An 18,861-nucleotide genomic window follows, 5' to 3' on the forward strand; every position below is an offset into this window, starting at 1 on the left:
TCACTGCTTATTAAAATAGGAGGTAAACTTTTAAAGCATCAGAATCGGCTCTGTTTGTAATGCCTGCAATTATTTTATAATTATTTTCTTTTTTTATTAAATTTAAAAAATTGCTTCCGCCTTTTCCAAAAAATACAACTACTCTTTTCATTTATTCTTTTTATTTTTGGGAATTTGCAGCCATACCGGTTTTGGAGAGTTGATGGAAGCTTTTTTAAATTTTTGATGATATTGTTTGATTAAGGCTTTTAATACCCTTAAAAATTCCGGTTTGTTTCTTGCGCCTGTTAAAATATAAAAAATTTTTCCGTTAGGTTTAGAAAAAATCAATGTAGGGGTAACACCTTTAAAATGTTTTTTTATTGTTTTGGGAATGGAATTTTGTTGAATAAAATAAAAAACAGGAATAAAATTTTTGTTTATAAAATCAGAAACTTTCTTATCTGAATATACATATTTTGAAAAATATTTTGAAGGTGGGCATTTAATACCAGCTATTTCCGTCAAAATAAGTTTATGCTCTTTTTTAGCCAATATTTTTGCCTTGTCATAAGATTTAACCCAGTGAATGTTTCCGTACCAGTTAAATGCAAACAGATTTATTAATAAAATAAAGGGAAACAAAAACTTTTTCATATTTATCCTTAAATAAGTGTCAAACACTTATAATTTAGATTAAAAATATTATTATTTAATTATGCATTTTACATTTTCAATTATACATTTGATTAAATGGTGCCCAGGGACGGAATCGAACCGCCGACACAGGGATTTTCAGTCCCTTGCTCTACCGACTGAGCTACCTGGGCAAATTTTCTCATTTTGAATGCTGAATTATAAATGTTGAACGGAATTATATTTAATTAAACTTAATTTAATCTTAAATTCAACATTTATAATTCAAAATTCATAATTAATTTTTTAAAAATATTTCCTCTGTCTTTATAACTTTTAAACTGGTCGAAACTTGCACAGGCAGGACTAAGCAGGGCGAGTGAATCTTTATTGTGTTTTTTATCAATTAAATTAACGGCGTTTTGCAGTGTTTTTGCATCATTAAAAGGTATGTGATTTTCTTTTGCCAAATTTATAAAAAGCTCCCTTTTTTCTCCGATTATAAACAGTTCGATATTCAGGTTTTTCATATATTTAAATAGTTCTTCGAAATTTTGTCCTTTATCATCTCCTCCAATAATTAAATAAATTTTTTTATTTTTATATCTTTTTAGGGCATTTATGGTAGCATCTATATTTGTAGCTTTTGAGTCATCTACCCAAATTCTGTTTTTACTATCTTTTATTTCTTCTAATTTATGTGGGTCTATTTTAAAATTTTTTAAACTTTTTTCTTTAAAATACAAAATATAATAAACAGCTTTTGCCAGTATTTCATCAAGTAAAAACGGAGGTTTAAATTCAAATTCTTTAAATCCGAAATAATGTAGTAAATCCTCTTCATTTTTGTAAAGGATTTTAAAAGCTTTTGTTGGTGAATTAAGTATTTTTGGCATTATTACCACGTCTCTTTCACTCATTCTTTTAAGAGGCGAAAGTTTTGCTTTTACATAATTTTCAAAACTTCCATGCCAGGAAATATGGTCTTCTTTTATAGGTAAAATTATAAAAATATTCGGTTTCGCAAATTTTGTATAATGGAGCTGAAAACTGCTGGCTTCTATCACCCAAAATTGTTTGTTTTTATCCATATCAGCAAGTGGAATACCTATATTTCCCCCAATATCAGAATTTTGTAATAGATAATGTATCATCTCGGTAGTTGTTGTTTTTCCGTTTGTACCTGTTACCCATATCTGAAAAGGAGCTTCATTAAAATAATCAAATTCACTAATTAAATTTTTGGCTTTTTTTATTAACGAATTATAAGGGGGAATACCGGGAGACGTTATTTCAAGATGGCTTTTTTTCGCTTTAAAAAGAAAAGGGGGCAAAAGAATATTGCCGTATTTATCAAACTCTATTTTTTTAAATCTGTCGTCATATATTTCCCAGCCCCCGCTTTTTGCAATGGATTTTGTGGTTAATCCGTATCCGAACAGAGATTTCATTTATTAAGATATCCTCTCAGCAGATTATCCAAATCGGTATTAAGTTTTATATTTAATTTTTTCTTTAAATGCCGTAAGGCTTGAAGTTTGATCAACCAAAATTCCTTTTACACTGCTTGCTATATATATTTTTCCATCTGCATATTTTTTAAGTTTATCAATTGAAATATTTCTCTCTTTTGCCACTGTGTCAAGAAAATTATTGTAAGTAGGAAGCAGAAGATGTTTAAGCAGATACTCTTTTTGCTCAGGTGTTGCTTTTTTAAACCAGCTTATCGGTTCTTTGTATTTTCCGACTGTAATGGTGTCTTCTTCAACACCAAGTTTTTTGGCAAGTTTGGCTATTACGTAATGTGGCATAATAACGCCTATACTTCCAACAATTGCGTTTTTGTTTGCAACAATCGGTTTAACGGCGCTTATAATATAATATCCTCCGCTTGCTGCCATACTTTCAACATATGCATATACTTTTAGATAAGCATTAAATTCATCGCTGCCGCTTGGGCTTCCGCCGGGAGTATTGAAAATTAATAAAAATGCCTTTAGGTTTTTATCTTCTTTAAGTTTATTCATTTTATCCATCAATGAATTTATATATTTTATTGTTATTGTTTTATTAATATTAATCTCAGCCACGTAAGGTTCTGTAATTGGTTTATTGAATGAAAAACTTTTTTTTAAAAATAAAAATAACACAAACACTTCTGCAAGTAAAATTAAAATAACTCCAATTAAAACAATTTTTTCTTTTAATGCTTTTAATTTATAAATTTTAAGTTCCGCCTTTAACTTTTCTTCCATATTTTTCCTTTACTTGTAATTTGGCCATTCACCACTCACTATTCACTATTTTACCTTATCTTTATTGAAAGTATAGCAATAATATTTGTGATAAGTGCAATTATCCAAAATCGTATGGTGATTTTATTTTCCATCCATCCTGATTTTTCAAAATGATGATGAATGGGGGCCATTTTAAAAATTCTTTTTTTTCTTGTTTTATAGCTTCCAACCTGTAAAATTACCGATATAGTTTCAATTATAAAAACAAATCCTATAAAAATAAGAAGTATTTCGTTTTTTGTAAAAATACTCAATATTCCTATAACGGCTCCTATGCTTAAACTCCCGCTGTCACCCATAAAAACTTCTGCAGGATTTGCATTGTACCATAAAAATCCAAGGAGCGAGCCTATTAAACCAAATGCTATTATGCTGAGTTCTCCCACACCTTTTTCAAAAGGATAAAAAAGATAATGAGAATAAATTGCATTGCCTAAAATATATGAAAATATTGCAAGTGTAAGCAGGGCAAATATGCTCGGTATGGTGGCAAGTCCGTCAAGTCCGTCCGTTAAATTTACGGCATTACTCATTCCCACAATTACAAATGCCCAAAAAATTATAGAAAAACCGCCCATATCAAAAAGAGGATGTTTATAAAAAGGAATATAAAGTTTTGTGTCAAATCCGTTTTTATATAATAAAAAGGCAACTATAAACCCGCCTATCCATTGAAAAATAAATTTTTGTTTCGGTGTGAGACCCGCATGATTGGAAGAAGCTTTTATTTTGCCCCAGTCGTCTATTATTCCTATAAGCATAAAAAAAACGGCTGTAAAAATTGTAATCAAAACAAAATTATTGAGTTTGGCGCTTAAAAGAATGGCTATTAAGGATGAAATCATAAAAACAACTCCTCCCATTGTAGGGGTTGAGGATTTGCTTTTATGAGTTTGGGGAGCTAGTTCGTAAATAGGCTGAGTCGCTTTGTTTTTTGCCCATTTTATAAACATTGGATATGTTAATATTGCCAGAAAAAAAGCTGTAAAGAAAGCAAACATTGCCCTGAATGAAAGATAATGAAAAAGGTGTATATGAAAATGCTCATATAAAAAATATAGCATAAAATCCCTTTTTTAGGTAAAATTGTATCAAAAAAAGGGTTAAAATGACTTTTAGCGGTAAAAATGTATTAATAACCGGAGCCAGCAGGGGAATTGGTGCTGAAATTGCAAGAGTTTTAGCCAAAAAGGGCTTGAAAGTCTGGATAAATTACAAAAGCTCTGCAAACTTAGCCGATAAGTTAAAAGAAGAAATTGAATCCGACGGAGGAATTGCAGGAGTGATCGGGTTTGATGTAAGTGATGAGAAAGCTTTTATTGAAGGAATAAAAACTATAATTGAGAGTGATGGCGAACTCAGTTATTTAGTAAACAATGCGGGAATTACAAACGACAAGCTTGCAATGAGAATGAGTGTTGATGATTTTAAAAAAGTAATTGATGCCAATTTGGTTTCCACCTTTATAGGATGCAGGGAAGCACTTAAAGTAATGGGTAAAAAAAGATTCGGGGCTGTTGTAAATGTTGCAAGCGTTGTTGCCGAGTCTGGCAATGCGGGCCAGGCCAATTATGTTGCAAGCAAAGGCGGAATTATTTCCATGACCAAGACATTTGCGCTTGAAGGGGCAGCCAGAAACATAAGATTTAATTCTGTTACGCCCGGATTTATAAAAACCGATATGACAGAAAAACTTCCAGGGAAAGTAAAAGAAGAAATTTTAAATAAAATCCCTCTAAAAAGAATGGCTAAACCTGCTGAGGTGGCAAATGCGGTTGCATTTTTACTTAGTGACGGGGCAAGTTATATAACAGGGGAAACCCTTAAAGTAAACGGCGGAATGTATATGTAATAAGTAGTGAGCTTGCCCGGCCGCTTGCAAAGCGGCGGGGTGGTGAGTTATGAATTATGAATGTTGAGTTAAGAATTATGAGTTATGAATGTTGAATTTTGAATGTTGAATTTGAAATTGTGAATTGAAAAAAAATTAAAGGAGCGATATGAAATTCATTGGAACCCGTGGGACAGATAAAGAAAAAACATTCAGCGAAGTTATCTTGGATCCTGCCGCACCGAACGGAGGGTTGTATGTTCCTAAAAAATTGCCTAAAATTAATGAAAAATGGCTTTTAAAATATTATGATGTGCAAGGAGACAAACCTTATACACATATAGCAAGAGGAATTTTAAAACAATTTAAAGTTGATATTGATAATAAATTAATAGAAAAAGCACTATTTACATATTTAAGAAATTTTGACGATGAAGAAGTCGTGCCCGTGGTAAGAATAAACGAGGAACTTTTTATAGGTGAGCTGTGGCACGGTCCTACCCGTGCATTTAAGGATATGGCGCTTCAGCCATTTGGAGTGATACTCTCAAATCTTGCCAAAAAAAGAGAAGAAAATTATTTAATTTTAGCTGCAACAAGCGGAGATACCGGGCCTGCGACCCTTAAAACATTTGAGAACAGAGAAAATATAAAAGTTGTATGCCTTTATCCTTATAAAGGGACAAGCGAAGTTCAAAAACTTCAAATGGTAACAACTGATGCTGAAAATGAAAAAGTCCTTGGAATCAGGGGTAATTTTGACGATGCACAAACAGCACTTAAAAATCTCTTAAAAGATAAAGAATTTAGAAAAACTTTAAAAGCAAACGATATTAAACTTTCAGCTGCAAACAGTGTAAATTTCGGAAGGATTATTTTTCAGACAGTTTATCATTTCTGGGCGTATTTGAAGCTCGTTGAAAGAATGGAAATAGAAATGAATGATAAAATAGATGTTATTATTCCAAGCGGAAATTTCGGAAACGCACTCGGGGCATATTATGCTAAAAAAATGGGCTTGCCTATTGAAAAAATTGTAATTGCAAGCAATAAAAACAATGTTTTATATGAATTTGTCACATACGGAAAATATGATTTGAGAGATAAAAATTTAATTAAAACAATATCACCTGCCATGGATATTTTAAAATCATCAAATGTCGAAAGACTTTTATTCGACAAATTTGGAGAAAAAAGATGTATAGAATTGATGGAAAATCTTGAAAAAGAAGGGTATTTTGAATTAACTCTTAAAGAACACGAAAAAATAAAAGAAGATTTTATTGCTGATTTTGCAACTGATGGAGAATGCGAAGAAATTATTAACAAATATACAAAAAACAATTATTTAATGGACCCACACACCGCTACAGCCGTTAAGGCTTATGAATATTTAAAAAACAAAAGTTTGATTAATAATAAAGTTGTAGCTTATTCCACAGCCGAATGGACAAAATTCGCTCCAAGCATATATAAAGCCCTGACAGGCGAGGATGTTGAAAGGGAAATAGCCGAGTTGGAAGAGAGAACAATTTCCGATAAAGATGCAATTGCATATATTGAAGCCAGCTTAGATGTAACAGCCCCTGAAATAATCAGAGAGCTTTTTGAAAAAGAGATTAAAGAAACTGTAATCGATAAAAAAGAAATTAAAGAAAAAATTATAGAATTTATTGCTGAATGAAAACTGTTTTAGGAATATATCTATTTATTTTACTGGGGTTTTTGTCTAAAAAAAGTTTTAAAGAAATTGAGGTAAAAACCCTGGTTATTCTTTCGACCTATTTTCTCCAGCCTTTTCTTACCCTTTGGGGCATAATGCTTATTCCTTTAAATAAAGAGCTTGTTTTGGCACCGTTGATTTATCTGATGGCTGTTTTTACAGCGCTGATTTTTACATATTCTTTTTCAAGAGGGCTTGAGAGAAAAGAAAAAATAATATCAACTCTAACTCCTTTAATCGGAAATACAGGAAATTTGGGGATTCCTCTTAGTTATGCACTTTTTGGAGAAATTGGGGCTAGTGTTGCAACTTTGATTAATCTTGCAAATATATTTTTTATTTATACATTCGGTATATTTTTTTATGCAAGCTCAAAATTTGATTTTAAAAACGCTTTCAAAAAAATTATAAAAATTCCTGTTATATGGATAGGGATTTTGGCAATATCGCTTAACCTTTTTGACGTCAAATTCGATAAAGAAACAATGAAAATACTTCAAATGGGTGCTTTTGCCTCCATAGTTACCCAATTACTGATTTTTGGCATTTATATAGCTGAAATAAAAATAAAAGAGGTCAGTTTTAAACTGGCTTTTTTAACAAGTTTTAATAAATTTGTGGTTTTCCCTTTTGTCGCTTTTTTGATTTTAAAAATTTTTGGATTTAACGAAATTTTTTTTAAAACAATTTTATTGGAAGTAATGACACCTTTGGCAATTACAAATGTAAATTTGGCAAGTCTTTTTGATTTATATCCGAGAAAAGTTGCATTTTTAATTCTTTTAACTACTTTTTTATTTTTGATTGTATCTTTTTTATTTATTTAATTCCTCGTAATGTAAGACTCAAAAGTCCAAAATATTCATGAATTGCTTTATAACTTTTATGAAAAGCATCTTCCTTTGGAAATATATCCCATACTGTATAATAAGGTTTGTAATAAAATCCCACAGGTTTTGGAATGATTTTAAATCCGAAATGTTTAAAAAGTTTTATAGCCCTTTTCATATGAAATGCACTTGTTACTAAAAATATCTCTTTTTTTAGATGTAATTTTTTAAAAACTTTTGAAGTAAATTTTGCATTTTCATAGGTATCAAGTGAATTTCTTTCATAAAAATCTTTAATTTTACAATTACATATTTTTTTAAATTTTCCAACATCTTTTTTTATGAAATCGGCTTCTTTTATTTTAATCCCGCCTCCTGTATAAACAAACGGAAGATTATATTTTTTGGCTAAAAGTAAGCCGTAAATTTCCCTTTTAAATGCATCGGGATATGCTTTTAATATATCGTTTGGATTTACTCCTCCACCAAGTACAACAATTGCTTTTGGTTTGATATAATCTTTATTATAATTATGTTCAAGCGGATAAAGAAGTAAATTTGCAGCAAATTTATTTGATAGTAAGTAAAGAGTTAAAGCAGATATATAAAAAAGCCATTTTAATTTTTTAGCAAAAATACCGGCAAATATCAGTATAATTATAAAAATTCCTGGCGGCAGGAAAAGATAAGTAAACAGCTTTGAAATTATAAACATAAAGGAGCCTTTTTTGAATGTAATTATAACAGGTGCGAGCAGGGGAATAGGCAGGAAACTTGCCAGATATTACGCAAAAAAGAATAAAGTTTTTGCCATTGCAAGAGATGAAAAAAAGTTAAATGAACTAAAAAAAGAAAATGAAAATATAATTCCTATAGTCTGTGATTTAAGCAATATTAATGAAGTTAGAAAACTTAGATTTGATGAAATTGATTTAGTTATTTGCAATGCCGGAATTTCACTTCCACATGCTCCAGATTTTACTCCGTATGAAGAGTTTGAAAAACTTTTTCAAATAAATTTTTTAAGCATTCACGCACTTTTAGAAAACATAGTGCCAGATATGCAAAAAAGAAAAAGAGGGAAAATTGTATTTATTTCTTCTCTTGCATCAATTATTGCATCTCCAACCTCTCTTCCTTATTCGGCATCAAAAAGGGCTCTTAATTCATATGCCCAGAGTCTTAGAAATATGTTAGCAAAATATAATATAAAAGTTATAAATATAATGCCTGGATTCATTAAAACCGATTTAATTGCAAAAAACGATTTTTATATGCCATTTTTAATGGATTTAAATGAAGGTGCTAAAAGAATTATTGATGCAATTGAAAAAGAAAAAAAAGAGTATGCCTTTCCAAAAAGATTTTATTATATTTTGAAAATGTTTAATTTATTGCCTTTAAATATTCAGGATAAAATTTTGCAAAAATTTGCAAATTAACTTGCATTAAAAAAATTTTTTATGTATAATTTCAATCCACAAATATTCCGGCGTAGCTCAGTCGGTAGAGCAGACGGCTGTTAACCGTCGGGTCAGAGGTTCGAGTCCTCTCGCCGGAGCCACAAAATCAATGTAAAATGTAAAATTTTATTTTAAGGTGTCTGTCACTAATAAAGAATCATGGATAATTGGTGTTAAATTTTGAATTAATATAATTATTGAATTATTTATATTTATAATTTTATACGCTCTTAATAATTGATTTTGTGTTTTTCTTGCAAAAATCTTTAAAATAAGATATATTAAATCCAAAAAAGGCTTTTAATGAAATCTGTTTGCACATATTGCGGTGTAGGGTGTGAAATAGATGCCAAAATTCAGGATAATAAAATAGTAAAAATAACTCCTGTTAAAGACGGAATTTCAAGCGGCGGCGAGCTCTGTATAAAAGGAAAATACGGATTTGAATTTTTAAACAAGAGACTTAACAAACATCTGATAAGTTACAAATTTATTGAAAAAAATGCTAATAATATGCCGTTTGAACTTCAGGTTAGGCTTGCAAATTTGAAAGAATTTGATGAAAATTTTTATGAATCCCCTTTTAGTCTGGCTGTTGACATAACCGCCTGGAAATTAAAAGAGATTATAAGTAATTTTTCTTTCCATTCAATTGCCTGTATAGGTGGGGCCAGAACAAGCGTTGAAAGTGCCTGGATGTTTCAAAAGTTTGCAAGGGAAGTTATAAAAACCCCGCATATTGATAACTGTGCAAGGGTTTGCCACGCTCCAAGCCTCAGCGGACTTAAAATGAGTATAGGGGAGGGGGCGAGCAGTGTGGATTATGATGCAATTTTTGACACCGAGGTTATTTTTATAATCGGCTCTAACACAACGGTTGCACACCCGATGGTCGCAAGCAGGATAATAAAAGCCAAAAAAAGAGGCGCTAAAATAATAGTTGTTGATGTAAGGGAAATCCCTATTATGAAATTTGCCGATATTAAGGTTATTTTACCGCTTGAAAGTAATCTTTTATTTTTAAATGCAATTGCAAAAGAACTTATTGAAAACAATTTAACAGATATTGATTTTATAAAAAAAAGATGTGCTAAATTCGAAGGATACAAAGAACTTTTATTACATGATAAATATGATAAACATTTTTTCAAAAAATTAAAAGGGTTTGAGCAGGTAAAAGAGCAAATCGAAGAAATTGCGAAACTGATAACCAAAAAAACAATTTTTACATGGGGACTCGGAGTTACTGAACATATTGATGGAACAGAAAGTGTAAATGCTATAAGTAATTTAGCAATGCTTACAGGAAATATCGGCAAAATCGGTGCAGGGGTATTGCCTCTCAGGGGTCAGAATAACGTGCAGGGTGCCTGCGATGTGGGGTGTTTGCCTTATTACGGGCCTGATTATGCAATACCTGAAAAAATAGGGGAGATGACTCCGGATATAATAGAAGAGATGTTAAAAGGTAAAATAAAAGCTATTGTAAATATGGGGGAAGATATTTTGCATATTCATCCCAATCAGAATAAAATAAATAAAGCTTTTGAAAACTTGGACTTTTTAATAATTTTAGAAGTGATGAAAAATGAGATAACTAAAAAAGCTGATATTGTATTTGGAGTTAAAAGTACTTATGAAAAAACAGGTATTTATATAAATGCTGAAAGAAGGCTTCATCTATCAAATCCTTTAATTGAATCAGATATGCCGGATGACTGGGAAGTATTAAATGAAATTTCAAATAGACTCGGAGAAAATTTTAGTTTTGCCACAAGTGAAGAAGTTTTAAATGAATTGAAAAAGGAAGTTAAAAAGATTTAAAAGGTGCAACTTATAGAAAGATTAAAAGAAAAAGCCGCTTCAATGGCCAATAAAAGAAGATGGAAGCGATTCTCCAATATTACATATAAAAGAATTTTCAACTCCTGATGGAAAAGGCCATTTTCATTATCACAAATACCATTTAAGAGGTGAAGTAAAAGATATATTTGAAAATAAAAAAAGATGGTGGTTAAATACAGGAAGGGCTCTTGCACAGTATAATAACGCCGCACAAACCAGATATTCGGAAAAATTAACTAAAAAATATGATGATGATGTTTTATTGGTAAATCCTGTTCATAAAAACGAAATAAGCAATACTGTTAAATTAAAATCACATTACGGAGAGAGCGGGCCTTTGAAAGTAAAATTTACAAATTCCCTCAGACCATATACTCTTTTTGCAACTTTTCATTTTGCAAAAAATAAAATAAATTATCTTTTTGGAGATACACACGACCATAAAGTAAAAACCCCAAATTTTAAAGCTGTGGAGGTGGAAATAATAAATGTTGATTAATATGAATGATTATCTGAAAACTGATTTTGATATGATTATAGATACCAGAAGCCCCAGAGAATTTGAAGAATCCCATATTCCGGGAAGTATAAATTTATATGTATTAAATAATGAAGAACATCACGAAATAGGGTATTTATATAAACAGGTTTCCAAAAAAGCCGCCAATAAAAAGGGTGTTATATATATTTTAAAAAATATTGCTTCGCATCTTGAAAATAATGAATTTGAAAATAAAAAAATTCTGATTTACTGTGCAAGGGGAGGAAAACGCTCCGAATCTTTTTATGTTATTTTAAGACAGCTTGGATTTGATGTTTATAAACTAAACAGAGGCTATAAAGCATATAGAAAATATGTCAGCGTATATTTACAAAATATACCGAATAATTTTTTGGTGCTCAGGGGGCCGAGTGGGTGCGGTAAAAGTGAATTATTACAAAATTTAAACCCGAGTCTTGATTTGGAAGGTTTGGCCAATCATTACGGAAGTTCTTTCGGTTCCAAAGGAAAACAGCCGTCTCTTAAGAAAAGTGGATAAAAACGACTATATTTTTGTAGAGGCCGAAAGTTCCAGGCTCGGAAATTTACTGCTTCCCGGGAATTTGACAAAAAAAATAAAAACTTCCTCTCAAATAGAAATAAACGCCCCTTTGGAAGACAGAATTAAAAGAATTTTGAAATATTACGGAGATATCGATAAAAATGCTTTTAGCGAAAATTTAAATAAAATTAAAAAATATATATCAAATGAAAGTTATAATGAAATATTCAGCAGTTTTGAAAAAGGTGATTTAGAAAGAGTGGCAAAAATATTGCTTGTGGATTATTATGACAAAGTTTATAAAAAAAAAGAATCAGATTGTTTTATTTTAAATACGGATATTGAAACGACACTGAAAAAATTAAAAGAAATAAAAGAAAAATTTGTTAAAATTTTTTAAAAAGGAGATTTATGAAAATAGAAGATTTAGGACTTTTAAAACAGCTTGGATATTCTGAGAATAATATTAAAGAATTGGAAAAAATAAAAGAAAATACTCCAAATTTTAAGAAAATTAAAAATCATTTGGTTTCTTTAAATGATAAATTAAAATATTTAAACGGTTTTATTGCTTTTTCAAATTCTGTGCCGCATTTAAAAATCAAAATTGAAAATAGCGGGGAATTATTAAATGAAGCAAAAGAGATTATTGAAAAATGGGCTAAAAAATATAATGTAATTTTAGAAGAAGTAAAAGAAAATGTTTTTTATATAAAAGGTATTAATTGAACATATTGTTTTTATTGCTAAACTGATTTACAAAAGGTATGATTTTTAAAATTGTATCTTTTGTAATTATTTCATTCCCTTTTTGAATAATTGCAACCGAATTGGATTTAAGGAGGGGTTTTAGCATTCCTGAACCGTATTTATAACTGTTATATACTTCCCATTCTCCGTTTTCATAAAATCCGAGTGCCGTATGGTCTTTTTTTGAATTAACTTTAAAATCGTTTTTGTTTTTTGCAAAATAAGTCTCATGATAATATTTGTCTGCACCGCTCATTTTTCTTAAAACTGGTATTCCTATGCAAAACATATTTAAAAAACTGCTTAAAGGATTTCCGGGCATTGCAAAAATAAATTTTTTACCTATTTTTCCTATCATGGTAGGACGTCCGGGTTTTACCATTATTCCGTGAAAAAATTCTTTTAACCCCAAGGTTTTAAAAACATTAAACATAAAATCTTTTTCCCCGAAACTTATTCCGCCGCTTGTTATGATTACATCATAAAAATTTAGTATATTTTTTATTTCTTTTAATGTTTCTTCGTAAGTATCTGCTACAATTCCGATAATATCGGCATTAAAACTGTATTTTTTTAAGAGTGAATAAATTGAGTAAGAATTGATGTTATATATTTCATCTTCATCGGCTTTTTCATAAGGCTCTTTCAGTTCATTTCCGCTTGAAAGTATGGCAATAGAAGGTTTTTTATATACTTTTATATTTGTAATTCCCTGGCTTGCAAGCAGTGCTATTGTTTCAGGTGTTATTTCTTCGCCTTTTTTTATTAAAATTTCTCCTTTTTGGATATCTTCGCCTTTTTTTCTTACATTGGCGCCTTTTTTTATTTCTGGAATTTCAATATATTCACCTGTAACTTTTAAGCAGTTTTCAATCGGAATTACAGTATCTATATCTTTTGGGATTTTTGCCCCTGTCATAATTTTAACGCATTCATTGTTTTTTATATCAAAATCATCAAATTTATCTCCGGCATAAATAGTTTTTATAATTTTAAATTTTTTTTTGTCTGAATGTTTAAATCCAAATCCGTCCATGGCGGAGTTGTCAAATGAAGGGTTGTTTTTAGCGGCTTTTACATCTTCGGCTAAAAAATAACCTAAGGCTTCATTTATAAAAACATTTTTGGAAGTTGATAAAAAACTTTCTTTTAAAGAAACTTCCAAAGCCTCTTTATAGGGAATATTATTTAACATTATTTTTTCTTGGATTTTTTTACAGGGGTTACCAGTAAATTTATATAATTTCCTTCAAGTTTAGGCTCGTTTTGTTTTTCAGCCACATCTTTTATCATTTCCCAAACCCTGTTTATAACTTCAAAACCTTTCTCAGGTGTTGCAAGTTCTCTTCCTCTTAAAAAAACTCTTAGTTTTACATGTTTTCCTTTTTCAAGAAAATCTTTTATATGTTTAACTTTATAATTTATATCGTTGTCTTGAATTTTACTTGTAAATTTTACTTCTTTGACTTCAATTTTAACCTGTTTTTTCTTTGCTTCTTTTTTCTTTCTTTCCTGTTCATATCTGTATTTTCCGTAATCCATGGCTTTAGCAACGGGAGGGTTGGCATTTGGGGCTACGCATACCAAATCAAGACCTTTATTATATGCTGTTTCAAGCGCCTTTGCTGAATCTACTATTTTAGGCTCACCTTGGGTATCTACAAATCTTACTCTGTCTGTAAAATCAACTACTTCTTCGTTCAATAAAACCTTGTCTTTACTCATAATTTAACCTCGCATAATTTTTTGATCATTTCCACAAATTCTCCTTTGCTTAATTTATATTGTTCTCTTTTTTTTCTGTCTCTTATGGCAACCAAATCATTTTCCACCTCTTCATCACCTATAATTACTACATATCCGACTCTTTGTTTTTCAGCATTTCTTATTCTTTTATTGAGTGAATCACCGCTGTCATAAATTTCGGTAATAATATCGTCATTAAGAAGTTCTTTTTGAATTTCTTTTGCATAATTTACATGATTTTCATTGATTGGAACAAAAATCGCTTTAACAGGAGCTATAAAAGTAGGATATTCGCCTGCATAATGTTCTGTAAGGATTGCTATAAATCTTTCAAAACTTCCAATAATCGCTCTGTGAATCATTACCGGACGTTTTTTGGTGTTGTTTTCATCAATATAATTTATGTCAAATCTTTCAGGCAGGTTAAAATCCACCTGAATTGTTCCGCATTGCCATTTTCTCCCTATTGCATCAGTAATTTTTATGTCTATTTTCGGACCGTAAAATGCCCCTCCGCCTTCGTCTATTCCATAATTTCTGTTAAGTCTGTTTAATGCACCTTTGAGGGCATTGGTTGCTTTTTCCCAAATTTCATCGCTTCCTATTGATTTTTCAGGTTTTGTAGAAATTTCCATTTCATACTCAAAGCCGAATCTTTGCATTATGGCATCTACAAATTCGAGTACTTTTATTACTTCATCTTCTATCTGATCGTCCCTGCAGAATATATGTGCGTCATCCTGGGTAAATTCCCTAACTCTTAAAAGTCCGTGTAAAACTCCGGATTTTTCGTGTCTGTGGACTGTTCCGAATTCAAAAAATCTAAGAGGCAGTTCTTTATAACTTCTTACTTTATGCCCGAAAATTTTGACATGAGAGAGGCAATTCATCGGTTTAATACCGTATTCTTCTGCAGGTTTATTAGGATCGTCGTTTTCAATTTCTGTAAAATACATATTTTCCTTGTAGTTATAATAATGCCCCGAAATTTTCCACATATGGCTTCTTAGAAGCTCAGGCCCTTTTACAGGTAGGTAATTTCTTCTTATATGGGCAGAATATAAAAGTTTTTCAAGATTGCCTCTAAGAAGTGCACCTTTTGGCAGCCAAATCGGCATTCCTGCCCCGATTTCTTCATCAAACATCCAAAGTTCAAGCTCAGTACCAAGTTTTCTGTGGTCTCTTTTTTTTGCCTCTTCAAGCATTTTAAGATACTTTTGCAATGCCTCTTTTGTTGCAAAAGCGGTTCCGTAAATTCTTGTCAGCATCTCGTTTTTACTATCTCCTCCTAAATAGGCACCGGCAACTTTTTGAAGTTTTACGTTTTGAAGGTATTTTGTGTTTGGCACGTGAGGTCCGCGGCATAGGTCTTCAAAATCCCCCTGTTTATAAATAGAAACCTTGTCTTCATCAATCATATCCAAAACAGCCTGTTTCAGTTCATCATCTTTAAATTTTTTTCTTGCTTCATCCATTGAAATATAATATTTTTCAATAGGGATTTTTTTCTTAGCAAGGGCTTTCATTTTCTTTTCAATATTTTTTAAATCTTTATCGGTAATGCTTTTTTGAGTTTTTAAATCATAATAAAATCCGTTTTCTATGGTAGGGCCCACATAAAATTTTGCATCGGGATAAAGCTCTTTTACAGCCTGTGCCATTAAGTGGGCAGCTGAGTGTCTTATAAGTTCGAGTGCTTCAGAAGAGTTATCGAAAAATATTGGTTCTAAATTTTCAATACCCATTTCCTGAGCTGTTTGAATATCAATAATTTTATCATTATATTTATAACCGATTATATCGTTATGCATTTTTGTCCTTTGAAGTATTTTGAAGGTTTAATAGTAGAAATAATAATCAAATGTAAAATCCTACTTTATTAATTTTCCATTTTACATTTTTGATTTTCAATTAAATTAACCCCTTTTTTGGTATGAATTTTAACTTAATTAATTTTTAATGTCAACAAAAAATAATGGAGAATGGAGAAATATACCAACCCTACGGTTATTTTGACAATTTGATAATGAGTGAATAGTGAGTAGTGAATGGTAAATAAATGTAAATTTTTTTATAATAATTGGTATTAATAATGGAAAATTAAAAAACGAAAAGTAAAAATTATAAATAGAAAATTTTAATAAAATGTTTTTACATTTATTTTTTATTTCCAATTATACATTTTACATTGAATAAGGTGTCAGAGAAATTTTTGTGTTAAAAAGAAAAATCCCAAAAAAAAGGGATTATCCTAAGAATGGATTAGCATAAAGTGCTATTAAAGCAAGTACAAGTGCATAAATAACTTGTGCTTCGATCATCGCTAATGCGATGAACATTGTACCCATTAATTTACCACCAAGCTGAGGGTTTCTTGCAGTACCAGCAATAGTGGCAGCAGCAGTATGACCCATTCCGATAGCACCACCAAGTGCAGCCAAACCTAAACCTACAACGGCTGCTACTACGCTGTAAGCTTGAATCATAGTAGAATCACCTGCAAATGCAAATGCCAAAAATCCTGCCATTAAAAGAGCGATTTTTTTCATTTTCTTCTCCTGTATATTTTATTACGCTATGCCCGTTCGGCTTGCGTATCCCTACTTATCACACAGCGCATTGCAATTATAAATAAAAATTAATTTTTTTGCAAGAGATAAAAAATAAGGCACTGACTAAATGTAAAAGATTTTTTAGAAATTGTTTTTCTCTTTAATTTGTGGTATAATAATTATAAGATAAGTTTTACTTATCTTAAGCTTTATTTAAGTTTTAGGCTGTATAATTACACCGAATGTGTATTCATTAGGTTAATGAATGCACACATAAAATTAAAAGGAGAAAACATGAGACGCTTAGCAAAAATGTTGGTAGCTGGAGCGCTACTTGCAAGTGTCACAGCAACAATGGCATTTGCTGATTACAACAAAGGATTTAAGTATTACCAAAAATATGTGAAAAGAGCTTCACATGTTAAAGGTACTGAATTCCTTAAAATCATAGGTGCAAAAACACCTGACGACATTAATGCATTACTTAAAAATAATGCAAAACCGTTAATTTCTCTACTTGAAAAAAAAGGTCAAAAAAAAGCTGCTAAAGCTATTGAAAAAATCGTTAAAAAACATAAACTTAACGATTTAAAAGACTTTTTGGTAGGAATGGTTAACGGTAAAATTCCAGCTGGCTGATAACGCTTAACAGGGCTTCGGTGAAGCCTTACGTTTTTTTAAATATTTTGATATAATTTTTTCTTCAATGGAGGGGATGTGATCCTGGTGGACACCCCGGGCTTCAAACCCGGTGGGGCGGCAGGTGACTGTTTGCCCGGAAGGTTCGATTCCTTCCCCCTTCCGCCAAAAAATTATAAATTTTATTTATAGATAATTAGTGTCTGTCACTATTAAAATAAGAAAAAAGAGAAAGAAAATTATTTGTGAAAAGTTTTAATTGCTTTTTCTTTGAACTCTTCGATTTTTTGAAGAAGTTTTTTAAATATATTTTCTGTTTTACTGCCGTTTTTAATCTCTTTTTCAAGCTGTGTAATTTGTTCTTTTAACATTTTGTATGTTGTATCGCTTGTGCTTGTATATCCTAAAATTTCAGCTAAAGATATCTGTTTTTTTGCTTCATCTAAATATTTTAAAGCCTGGTTTTTGTCTTTTTTAACACTTTCACTGGCATTTTTAACAAGGGCTTGAGCTTTGATAAGCGGGATAGGAATAACGGTATCTGTTTCTACCAATGTTGAAAGCGCCATTGACAAAACATCTTTTGCTTCTTTGGCTTTTCCTTCATTTATATATTTTAACGCCAAATTAAGAGCCGCCGGATATGTTGCAATAGGCAAATTGATTGTTTTGATCACAATTTCGCTTCTCAGAGAATTTAATACTTCCCTTGCCTGAGGTAATTTATTTTCTGCTACAAGTATTTTTACTTCATTTACAAGTTTTTTTACGTCTTTTACATCCCCTTGATATTGATATGCGTTAATTTGAACATCAACAGGTAAAAGATAAGGTGTATTAGGTCTATTTAATAAATCGCTAAGTTCCCCAATAGCTTTTTTTATTGAGTCTTTTGCTTTTTTAGTATTTTTTCCGCTTATATATATTAATGTATCCTGGGTATATTGGATAGCTTTTACCGCTTCATTTGCAAGTTCAGTGTTTTGGGCTTTTTTTTCCGCTTTGATTACGGCTTTTTTACTCACCTGAGCGGTTTTTGCATCTGCGGCTAAACTAGATGATACCAAAATGGAAGCCAATACCACTGATGTTAAAATTCTTTTCATTTTTCCCTCCTAAAGTTTTATTTTTTAGAATTATATAATTTTAGTCGTTTATTGTCAACAATTTTATTTATATTTATTTATATTTTTTAAATACTCGATTATAACTTCTTCGACTGTCGATTTTTTTTGTTGAGGTATATAAACTTTGAAGTATTTATCATCAATATTTTCACCTGTTATAATATGCTTCATAAAAACGGCTTTTAAAAAATTAATTAGTTTAGTTTTGTCTTTTGTCTGATATGAAGGTGATTTCATAGAAGAATATTCTTTTGTTTTAGTGTCATAAAGAATTAAATATTTACATTCTTCAAAATGTGGACAAAATTTTGAAGTCATCCATTCTCCGTCGCTTGTTATAATTATTTTCATAAAAATCCTTTTTTTGATAAAATATTAACAAAAATACCGGCGGTATTTT

22 protein-coding genes and 3 tRNA genes are annotated in these 18,861 nt (G+C 30.7%); 12 read left to right on the forward strand and 13 right to left on the reverse strand.

From position 1 onward, the window contains the following. Positions 1–10: 10 nt before the first annotated feature. The 6 genes from DZ64_RS13330 to mraY all read right to left on the reverse strand — a co-directional run bounded on the left by DZ64_RS13330 (position 11) and on the right by mraY (position 3,976). Positions 11–151: a hypothetical protein gene (locus DZ64_RS13330; RefSeq protein WP_236618678.1), complete on the reverse strand. Its 141-nt coding sequence runs from the start codon at positions 149–151 to the stop codon at positions 11–13. Then, entirely contained in the window at positions 148–636 is a 489-nt protein-coding gene (locus DZ64_RS0106440) for a thioredoxin family protein (RefSeq protein ID WP_024789886.1), read from the reverse strand. Before DZ64_RS0106440 ends, DZ64_RS13330 begins: the two co-directional genes overlap by 4 nt. A gap of 97 nt (positions 637–733) precedes the next feature. Then, positions 734–809 (reverse strand) — tRNA-Phe (locus DZ64_RS0106445). Between the two features lie 84 nt (positions 810–893). Continuing rightward, positions 894–2,066 (reverse strand): UDP-N-acetylmuramoyl-L-alanine--D-glutamate ligase, encoded by a 1,173-nt coding sequence (gene murD, locus DZ64_RS0106450; RefSeq protein WP_024789887.1) that lies wholly within the window; start codon positions 2,064–2,066, stop codon positions 894–896. Between the two features lie 39 nt (positions 2,067–2,105). Further along, positions 2,106–2,870, reverse strand: a complete 765-nt coding sequence (gene sppA / locus DZ64_RS0106455; RefSeq protein WP_024789888.1) for a signal peptide peptidase SppA — start codon at positions 2,868–2,870, stop codon at positions 2,106–2,108. Between the two features lie 50 nt (positions 2,871–2,920). After that, positions 2,921–3,976 carry a phospho-N-acetylmuramoyl-pentapeptide-transferase gene (mraY, locus tag DZ64_RS0106460; RefSeq protein WP_024789889.1) on the reverse strand — a complete coding sequence of 352 codons (1,056 nt, stop codon included), beginning with the start codon at positions 3,974–3,976 and terminating at the stop codon, positions 2,921–2,923. Between the two features lie 44 nt (positions 3,977–4,020). Between mraY and fabG the strand changes: the two genes are divergently transcribed. The 3 genes from fabG to DZ64_RS0106475 all read left to right on the forward strand — a co-directional run bounded on the left by fabG (position 4,021) and on the right by DZ64_RS0106475 (position 7,293). Next, positions 4,021–4,764 carry a 3-oxoacyl-ACP reductase FabG gene (fabG, locus tag DZ64_RS0106465; RefSeq protein WP_024789890.1) on the forward strand — a complete coding sequence of 248 codons (744 nt, stop codon included), beginning with the start codon at positions 4,021–4,023 and terminating at the stop codon, positions 4,762–4,764. Between the two features lie 148 nt (positions 4,765–4,912). Continuing rightward, entirely contained in the window at positions 4,913–6,427 is a 1,515-nt protein-coding gene (thrC, locus tag DZ64_RS0106470; protein ID WP_024789891.1) for a threonine synthase, read from the forward strand. Then, positions 6,424–7,293 (forward strand): AEC family transporter, encoded by an 870-nt coding sequence (locus DZ64_RS0106475; protein ID WP_024789892.1) that lies wholly within the window; start codon positions 6,424–6,426, stop codon positions 7,291–7,293. The genes thrC and DZ64_RS0106475 overlap by 4 nt, the downstream gene beginning before the upstream one ends. Here the strand turns inward: DZ64_RS0106475 and DZ64_RS0106480 are convergent. After that, complete coding sequence (locus tag DZ64_RS0106480; RefSeq protein ID WP_024789893.1) at positions 7,286–8,011, reverse strand: YdcF family protein; 726 nt, start codon at positions 8,009–8,011, stop codon at positions 7,286–7,288. The genes DZ64_RS0106475 and DZ64_RS0106480 overlap by 8 nt on opposite strands. 13 nt (positions 8,012–8,024) lie before the next feature. Between DZ64_RS0106480 and DZ64_RS0106485 the strand changes: the two genes are divergently transcribed. From DZ64_RS0106485 to DZ64_RS0106505, 7 genes are all read left to right on the forward strand, one after another. Beyond that, positions 8,025–8,738, forward strand: coding sequence for an SDR family oxidoreductase (locus tag DZ64_RS0106485; protein ID WP_024789894.1), 714 nt, complete (start codon positions 8,025–8,027; stop codon positions 8,736–8,738). Between the two features lie 46 nt (positions 8,739–8,784). Then, positions 8,785–8,860: transfer RNA gene (locus DZ64_RS0106490), tRNA-Asn, on the forward strand. Positions 8,861–9,062: 202 nt separating this feature from the next. Continuing rightward, positions 9,063–10,583: a molybdopterin oxidoreductase family protein gene (locus DZ64_RS10865; RefSeq protein ID WP_236618679.1), complete on the forward strand. Its 1,521-nt coding sequence runs from the start codon at positions 9,063–9,065 to the stop codon at positions 10,581–10,583. Positions 10,584–10,746: 163 nt separating this feature from the next. Continuing rightward, complete coding sequence (locus tag DZ64_RS13335) at positions 10,747–11,103, forward strand: molybdopterin dinucleotide binding domain-containing protein (protein WP_236618733.1); 357 nt, start codon at positions 10,747–10,749, stop codon at positions 11,101–11,103. Then, positions 11,093–11,644 carry a rhodanese-like domain-containing protein gene (locus DZ64_RS11495; protein WP_051430003.1) on the forward strand — a complete coding sequence of 184 codons (552 nt, stop codon included), beginning with the start codon at positions 11,093–11,095 and terminating at the stop codon, positions 11,642–11,644. Before DZ64_RS13335 ends, DZ64_RS11495 begins: the two co-directional genes overlap by 11 nt. Beyond that, positions 11,637–12,047 carry a hypothetical protein gene (locus tag DZ64_RS11500; protein ID WP_051430004.1) on the forward strand — a complete coding sequence of 137 codons (411 nt, stop codon included), beginning with the start codon at positions 11,637–11,639 and terminating at the stop codon, positions 12,045–12,047. The genes DZ64_RS11495 and DZ64_RS11500 overlap by 8 nt, the downstream gene beginning before the upstream one ends. 11 nt (positions 12,048–12,058) lie before the next feature. Continuing rightward, a complete protein-coding gene (locus DZ64_RS0106505) occupies positions 12,059–12,376 on the forward strand; it encodes a hypothetical protein (protein WP_024789895.1) in 318 nt (105 codons plus the stop codon). On the opposite strand, the gene DZ64_RS0106510 is transcribed toward DZ64_RS0106505, so the two are convergent. From DZ64_RS0106510 to DZ64_RS0106525, 4 genes are all read right to left on the reverse strand, one after another. Beyond that, positions 12,369–13,592: a molybdopterin molybdotransferase MoeA gene (locus DZ64_RS0106510; protein WP_024789896.1), complete on the reverse strand. Its 1,224-nt coding sequence runs from the start codon at positions 13,590–13,592 to the stop codon at positions 12,369–12,371. The genes DZ64_RS0106505 and DZ64_RS0106510 overlap by 8 nt on opposite strands. After that, positions 13,592–14,122, reverse strand: a complete 531-nt coding sequence (gene infC / locus DZ64_RS0106515) for a translation initiation factor IF-3 (RefSeq protein ID WP_024789897.1) — start codon at positions 14,120–14,122, stop codon at positions 13,592–13,594. The genes DZ64_RS0106510 and infC overlap by 1 nt, the downstream gene beginning before the upstream one ends. Beyond that, entirely contained in the window at positions 14,119–15,954 is a 1,836-nt protein-coding gene (gene thrS, locus DZ64_RS0106520; RefSeq protein WP_024789898.1) for a threonine--tRNA ligase, read from the reverse strand. Before thrS ends, infC begins: the two co-directional genes overlap by 4 nt. 435 nt (positions 15,955–16,389) lie before the next feature. Next, positions 16,390–16,692 carry a F0F1 ATP synthase subunit C gene (locus DZ64_RS0106525; protein WP_024789899.1) on the reverse strand — a complete coding sequence of 101 codons (303 nt, stop codon included), beginning with the start codon at positions 16,690–16,692 and terminating at the stop codon, positions 16,390–16,392. Positions 16,693–16,989: 297 nt separating this feature from the next. Here DZ64_RS0106525 and DZ64_RS0106530 point away from each other — a divergent pair, with 297 nt between their 5' ends. Continuing rightward, a complete protein-coding gene (locus DZ64_RS0106530; protein WP_024789900.1) occupies positions 16,990–17,334 on the forward strand; it encodes a hypothetical protein in 345 nt (114 codons plus the stop codon). A gap of 69 nt (positions 17,335–17,403) precedes the next feature. Next, positions 17,404–17,502 (forward strand) — tRNA-Sec (locus DZ64_RS0106535). Between the two features lie 71 nt (positions 17,503–17,573). Here DZ64_RS0106535 and DZ64_RS0106540 read toward each other — a convergent pair. Next, entirely contained in the window at positions 17,574–18,440 is an 867-nt protein-coding gene (locus tag DZ64_RS0106540) for a YfdX family protein (protein ID WP_024789901.1), read from the reverse strand. Positions 18,441–18,503: 63 nt separating this feature from the next. Further along, positions 18,504–18,812, reverse strand: coding sequence for a NifB/NifX family molybdenum-iron cluster-binding protein (locus DZ64_RS0106545; RefSeq protein ID WP_024787768.1), 309 nt, complete (start codon positions 18,810–18,812; stop codon positions 18,504–18,506). Positions 18,813–18,861: the final 49 nt, after the last annotated feature.

Origin of the sequence: Lebetimonas sp. JH292 (assembly GCF_000523275.1) — a bacterium.
Classification (GTDB): domain Bacteria; phylum Campylobacterota; class Campylobacteria; order Campylobacterales; family Nautiliaceae; genus Lebetimonas.

Bases quoted from the DNA above. Each gene is read 5' to 3' on its own strand.
- DZ64_RS13330 (WP_236618678.1), bottom strand. From the start codon at position 151: ATGAAAAGAGTAGTTGTATTTTTTGGAAAAGGCGGAAGCAATTTTTTA.
- DZ64_RS0106440 (WP_024789886.1), bottom strand. From the start codon at position 636: ATGAAAAAGTTTTTGTTTCCCTTTATTTTATTAATAAATCTGTTTGCA.
- murD (WP_024789887.1), bottom strand. From the start codon at position 2,066: ATGAAATCTCTGTTCGGATACGGATTAACCACAAAATCCATTGCAAAA.
- sppA (WP_024789888.1), bottom strand. From the start codon at position 2,870: ATGGAAGAAAAGTTAAAGGCGGAACTTAAAATTTATAAATTAAAAGCA.
- mraY (WP_024789889.1), bottom strand. From the start codon at position 3,976: ATGCTATATTTTTTATATGAGCATTTTCATATACACCTTTTTCATTAT.
- fabG (WP_024789890.1), top strand. From the start codon at position 4,021: ATGACTTTTAGCGGTAAAAATGTATTAATAACCGGAGCCAGCAGGGGA.
- thrC (WP_024789891.1), top strand. From the start codon at position 4,913: ATGAAATTCATTGGAACCCGTGGGACAGATAAAGAAAAAACATTCAGC.
- DZ64_RS0106475 (WP_024789892.1), top strand. From the start codon at position 6,424: ATGAAAACTGTTTTAGGAATATATCTATTTATTTTACTGGGGTTTTTG.
- DZ64_RS0106480 (WP_024789893.1), bottom strand. From the start codon at position 8,011: ATGTTTATAATTTCAAAGCTGTTTACTTATCTTTTCCTGCCGCCAGGA.
- DZ64_RS10865 (WP_236618679.1), top strand. From the start codon at position 9,063: ATGAAATCTGTTTGCACATATTGCGGTGTAGGGTGTGAAATAGATGCC.
- DZ64_RS11495 (WP_051430003.1), top strand. From the start codon at position 11,093: ATGTTGATTAATATGAATGATTATCTGAAAACTGATTTTGATATGATT.
- DZ64_RS0106505 (WP_024789895.1), top strand. From the start codon at position 12,059: ATGAAAATAGAAGATTTAGGACTTTTAAAACAGCTTGGATATTCTGAG.
- DZ64_RS0106510 (WP_024789896.1), bottom strand. From the start codon at position 13,592: ATGTTAAATAATATTCCCTATAAAGAGGCTTTGGAAGTTTCTTTAAAA.
- infC (WP_024789897.1), bottom strand. From the start codon at position 14,122: ATGAGTAAAGACAAGGTTTTATTGAACGAAGAAGTAGTTGATTTTACA.
- thrS (WP_024789898.1), bottom strand. From the start codon at position 15,954: ATGCATAACGATATAATCGGTTATAAATATAATGATAAAATTATTGAT.
- DZ64_RS0106525 (WP_024789899.1), bottom strand. From the start codon at position 16,692: ATGAAAAAAATCGCTCTTTTAATGGCAGGATTTTTGGCATTTGCATTT.
- DZ64_RS0106530 (WP_024789900.1), top strand. From the start codon at position 16,990: ATGAGACGCTTAGCAAAAATGTTGGTAGCTGGAGCGCTACTTGCAAGT.
- DZ64_RS0106540 (WP_024789901.1), bottom strand. From the start codon at position 18,440: ATGAAAAGAATTTTAACATCAGTGGTATTGGCTTCCATTTTGGTATCA.
- DZ64_RS0106545 (WP_024787768.1), bottom strand. From the start codon at position 18,812: ATGAAAATAATTATAACAAGCGACGGAGAATGGATGACTTCAAAATTT.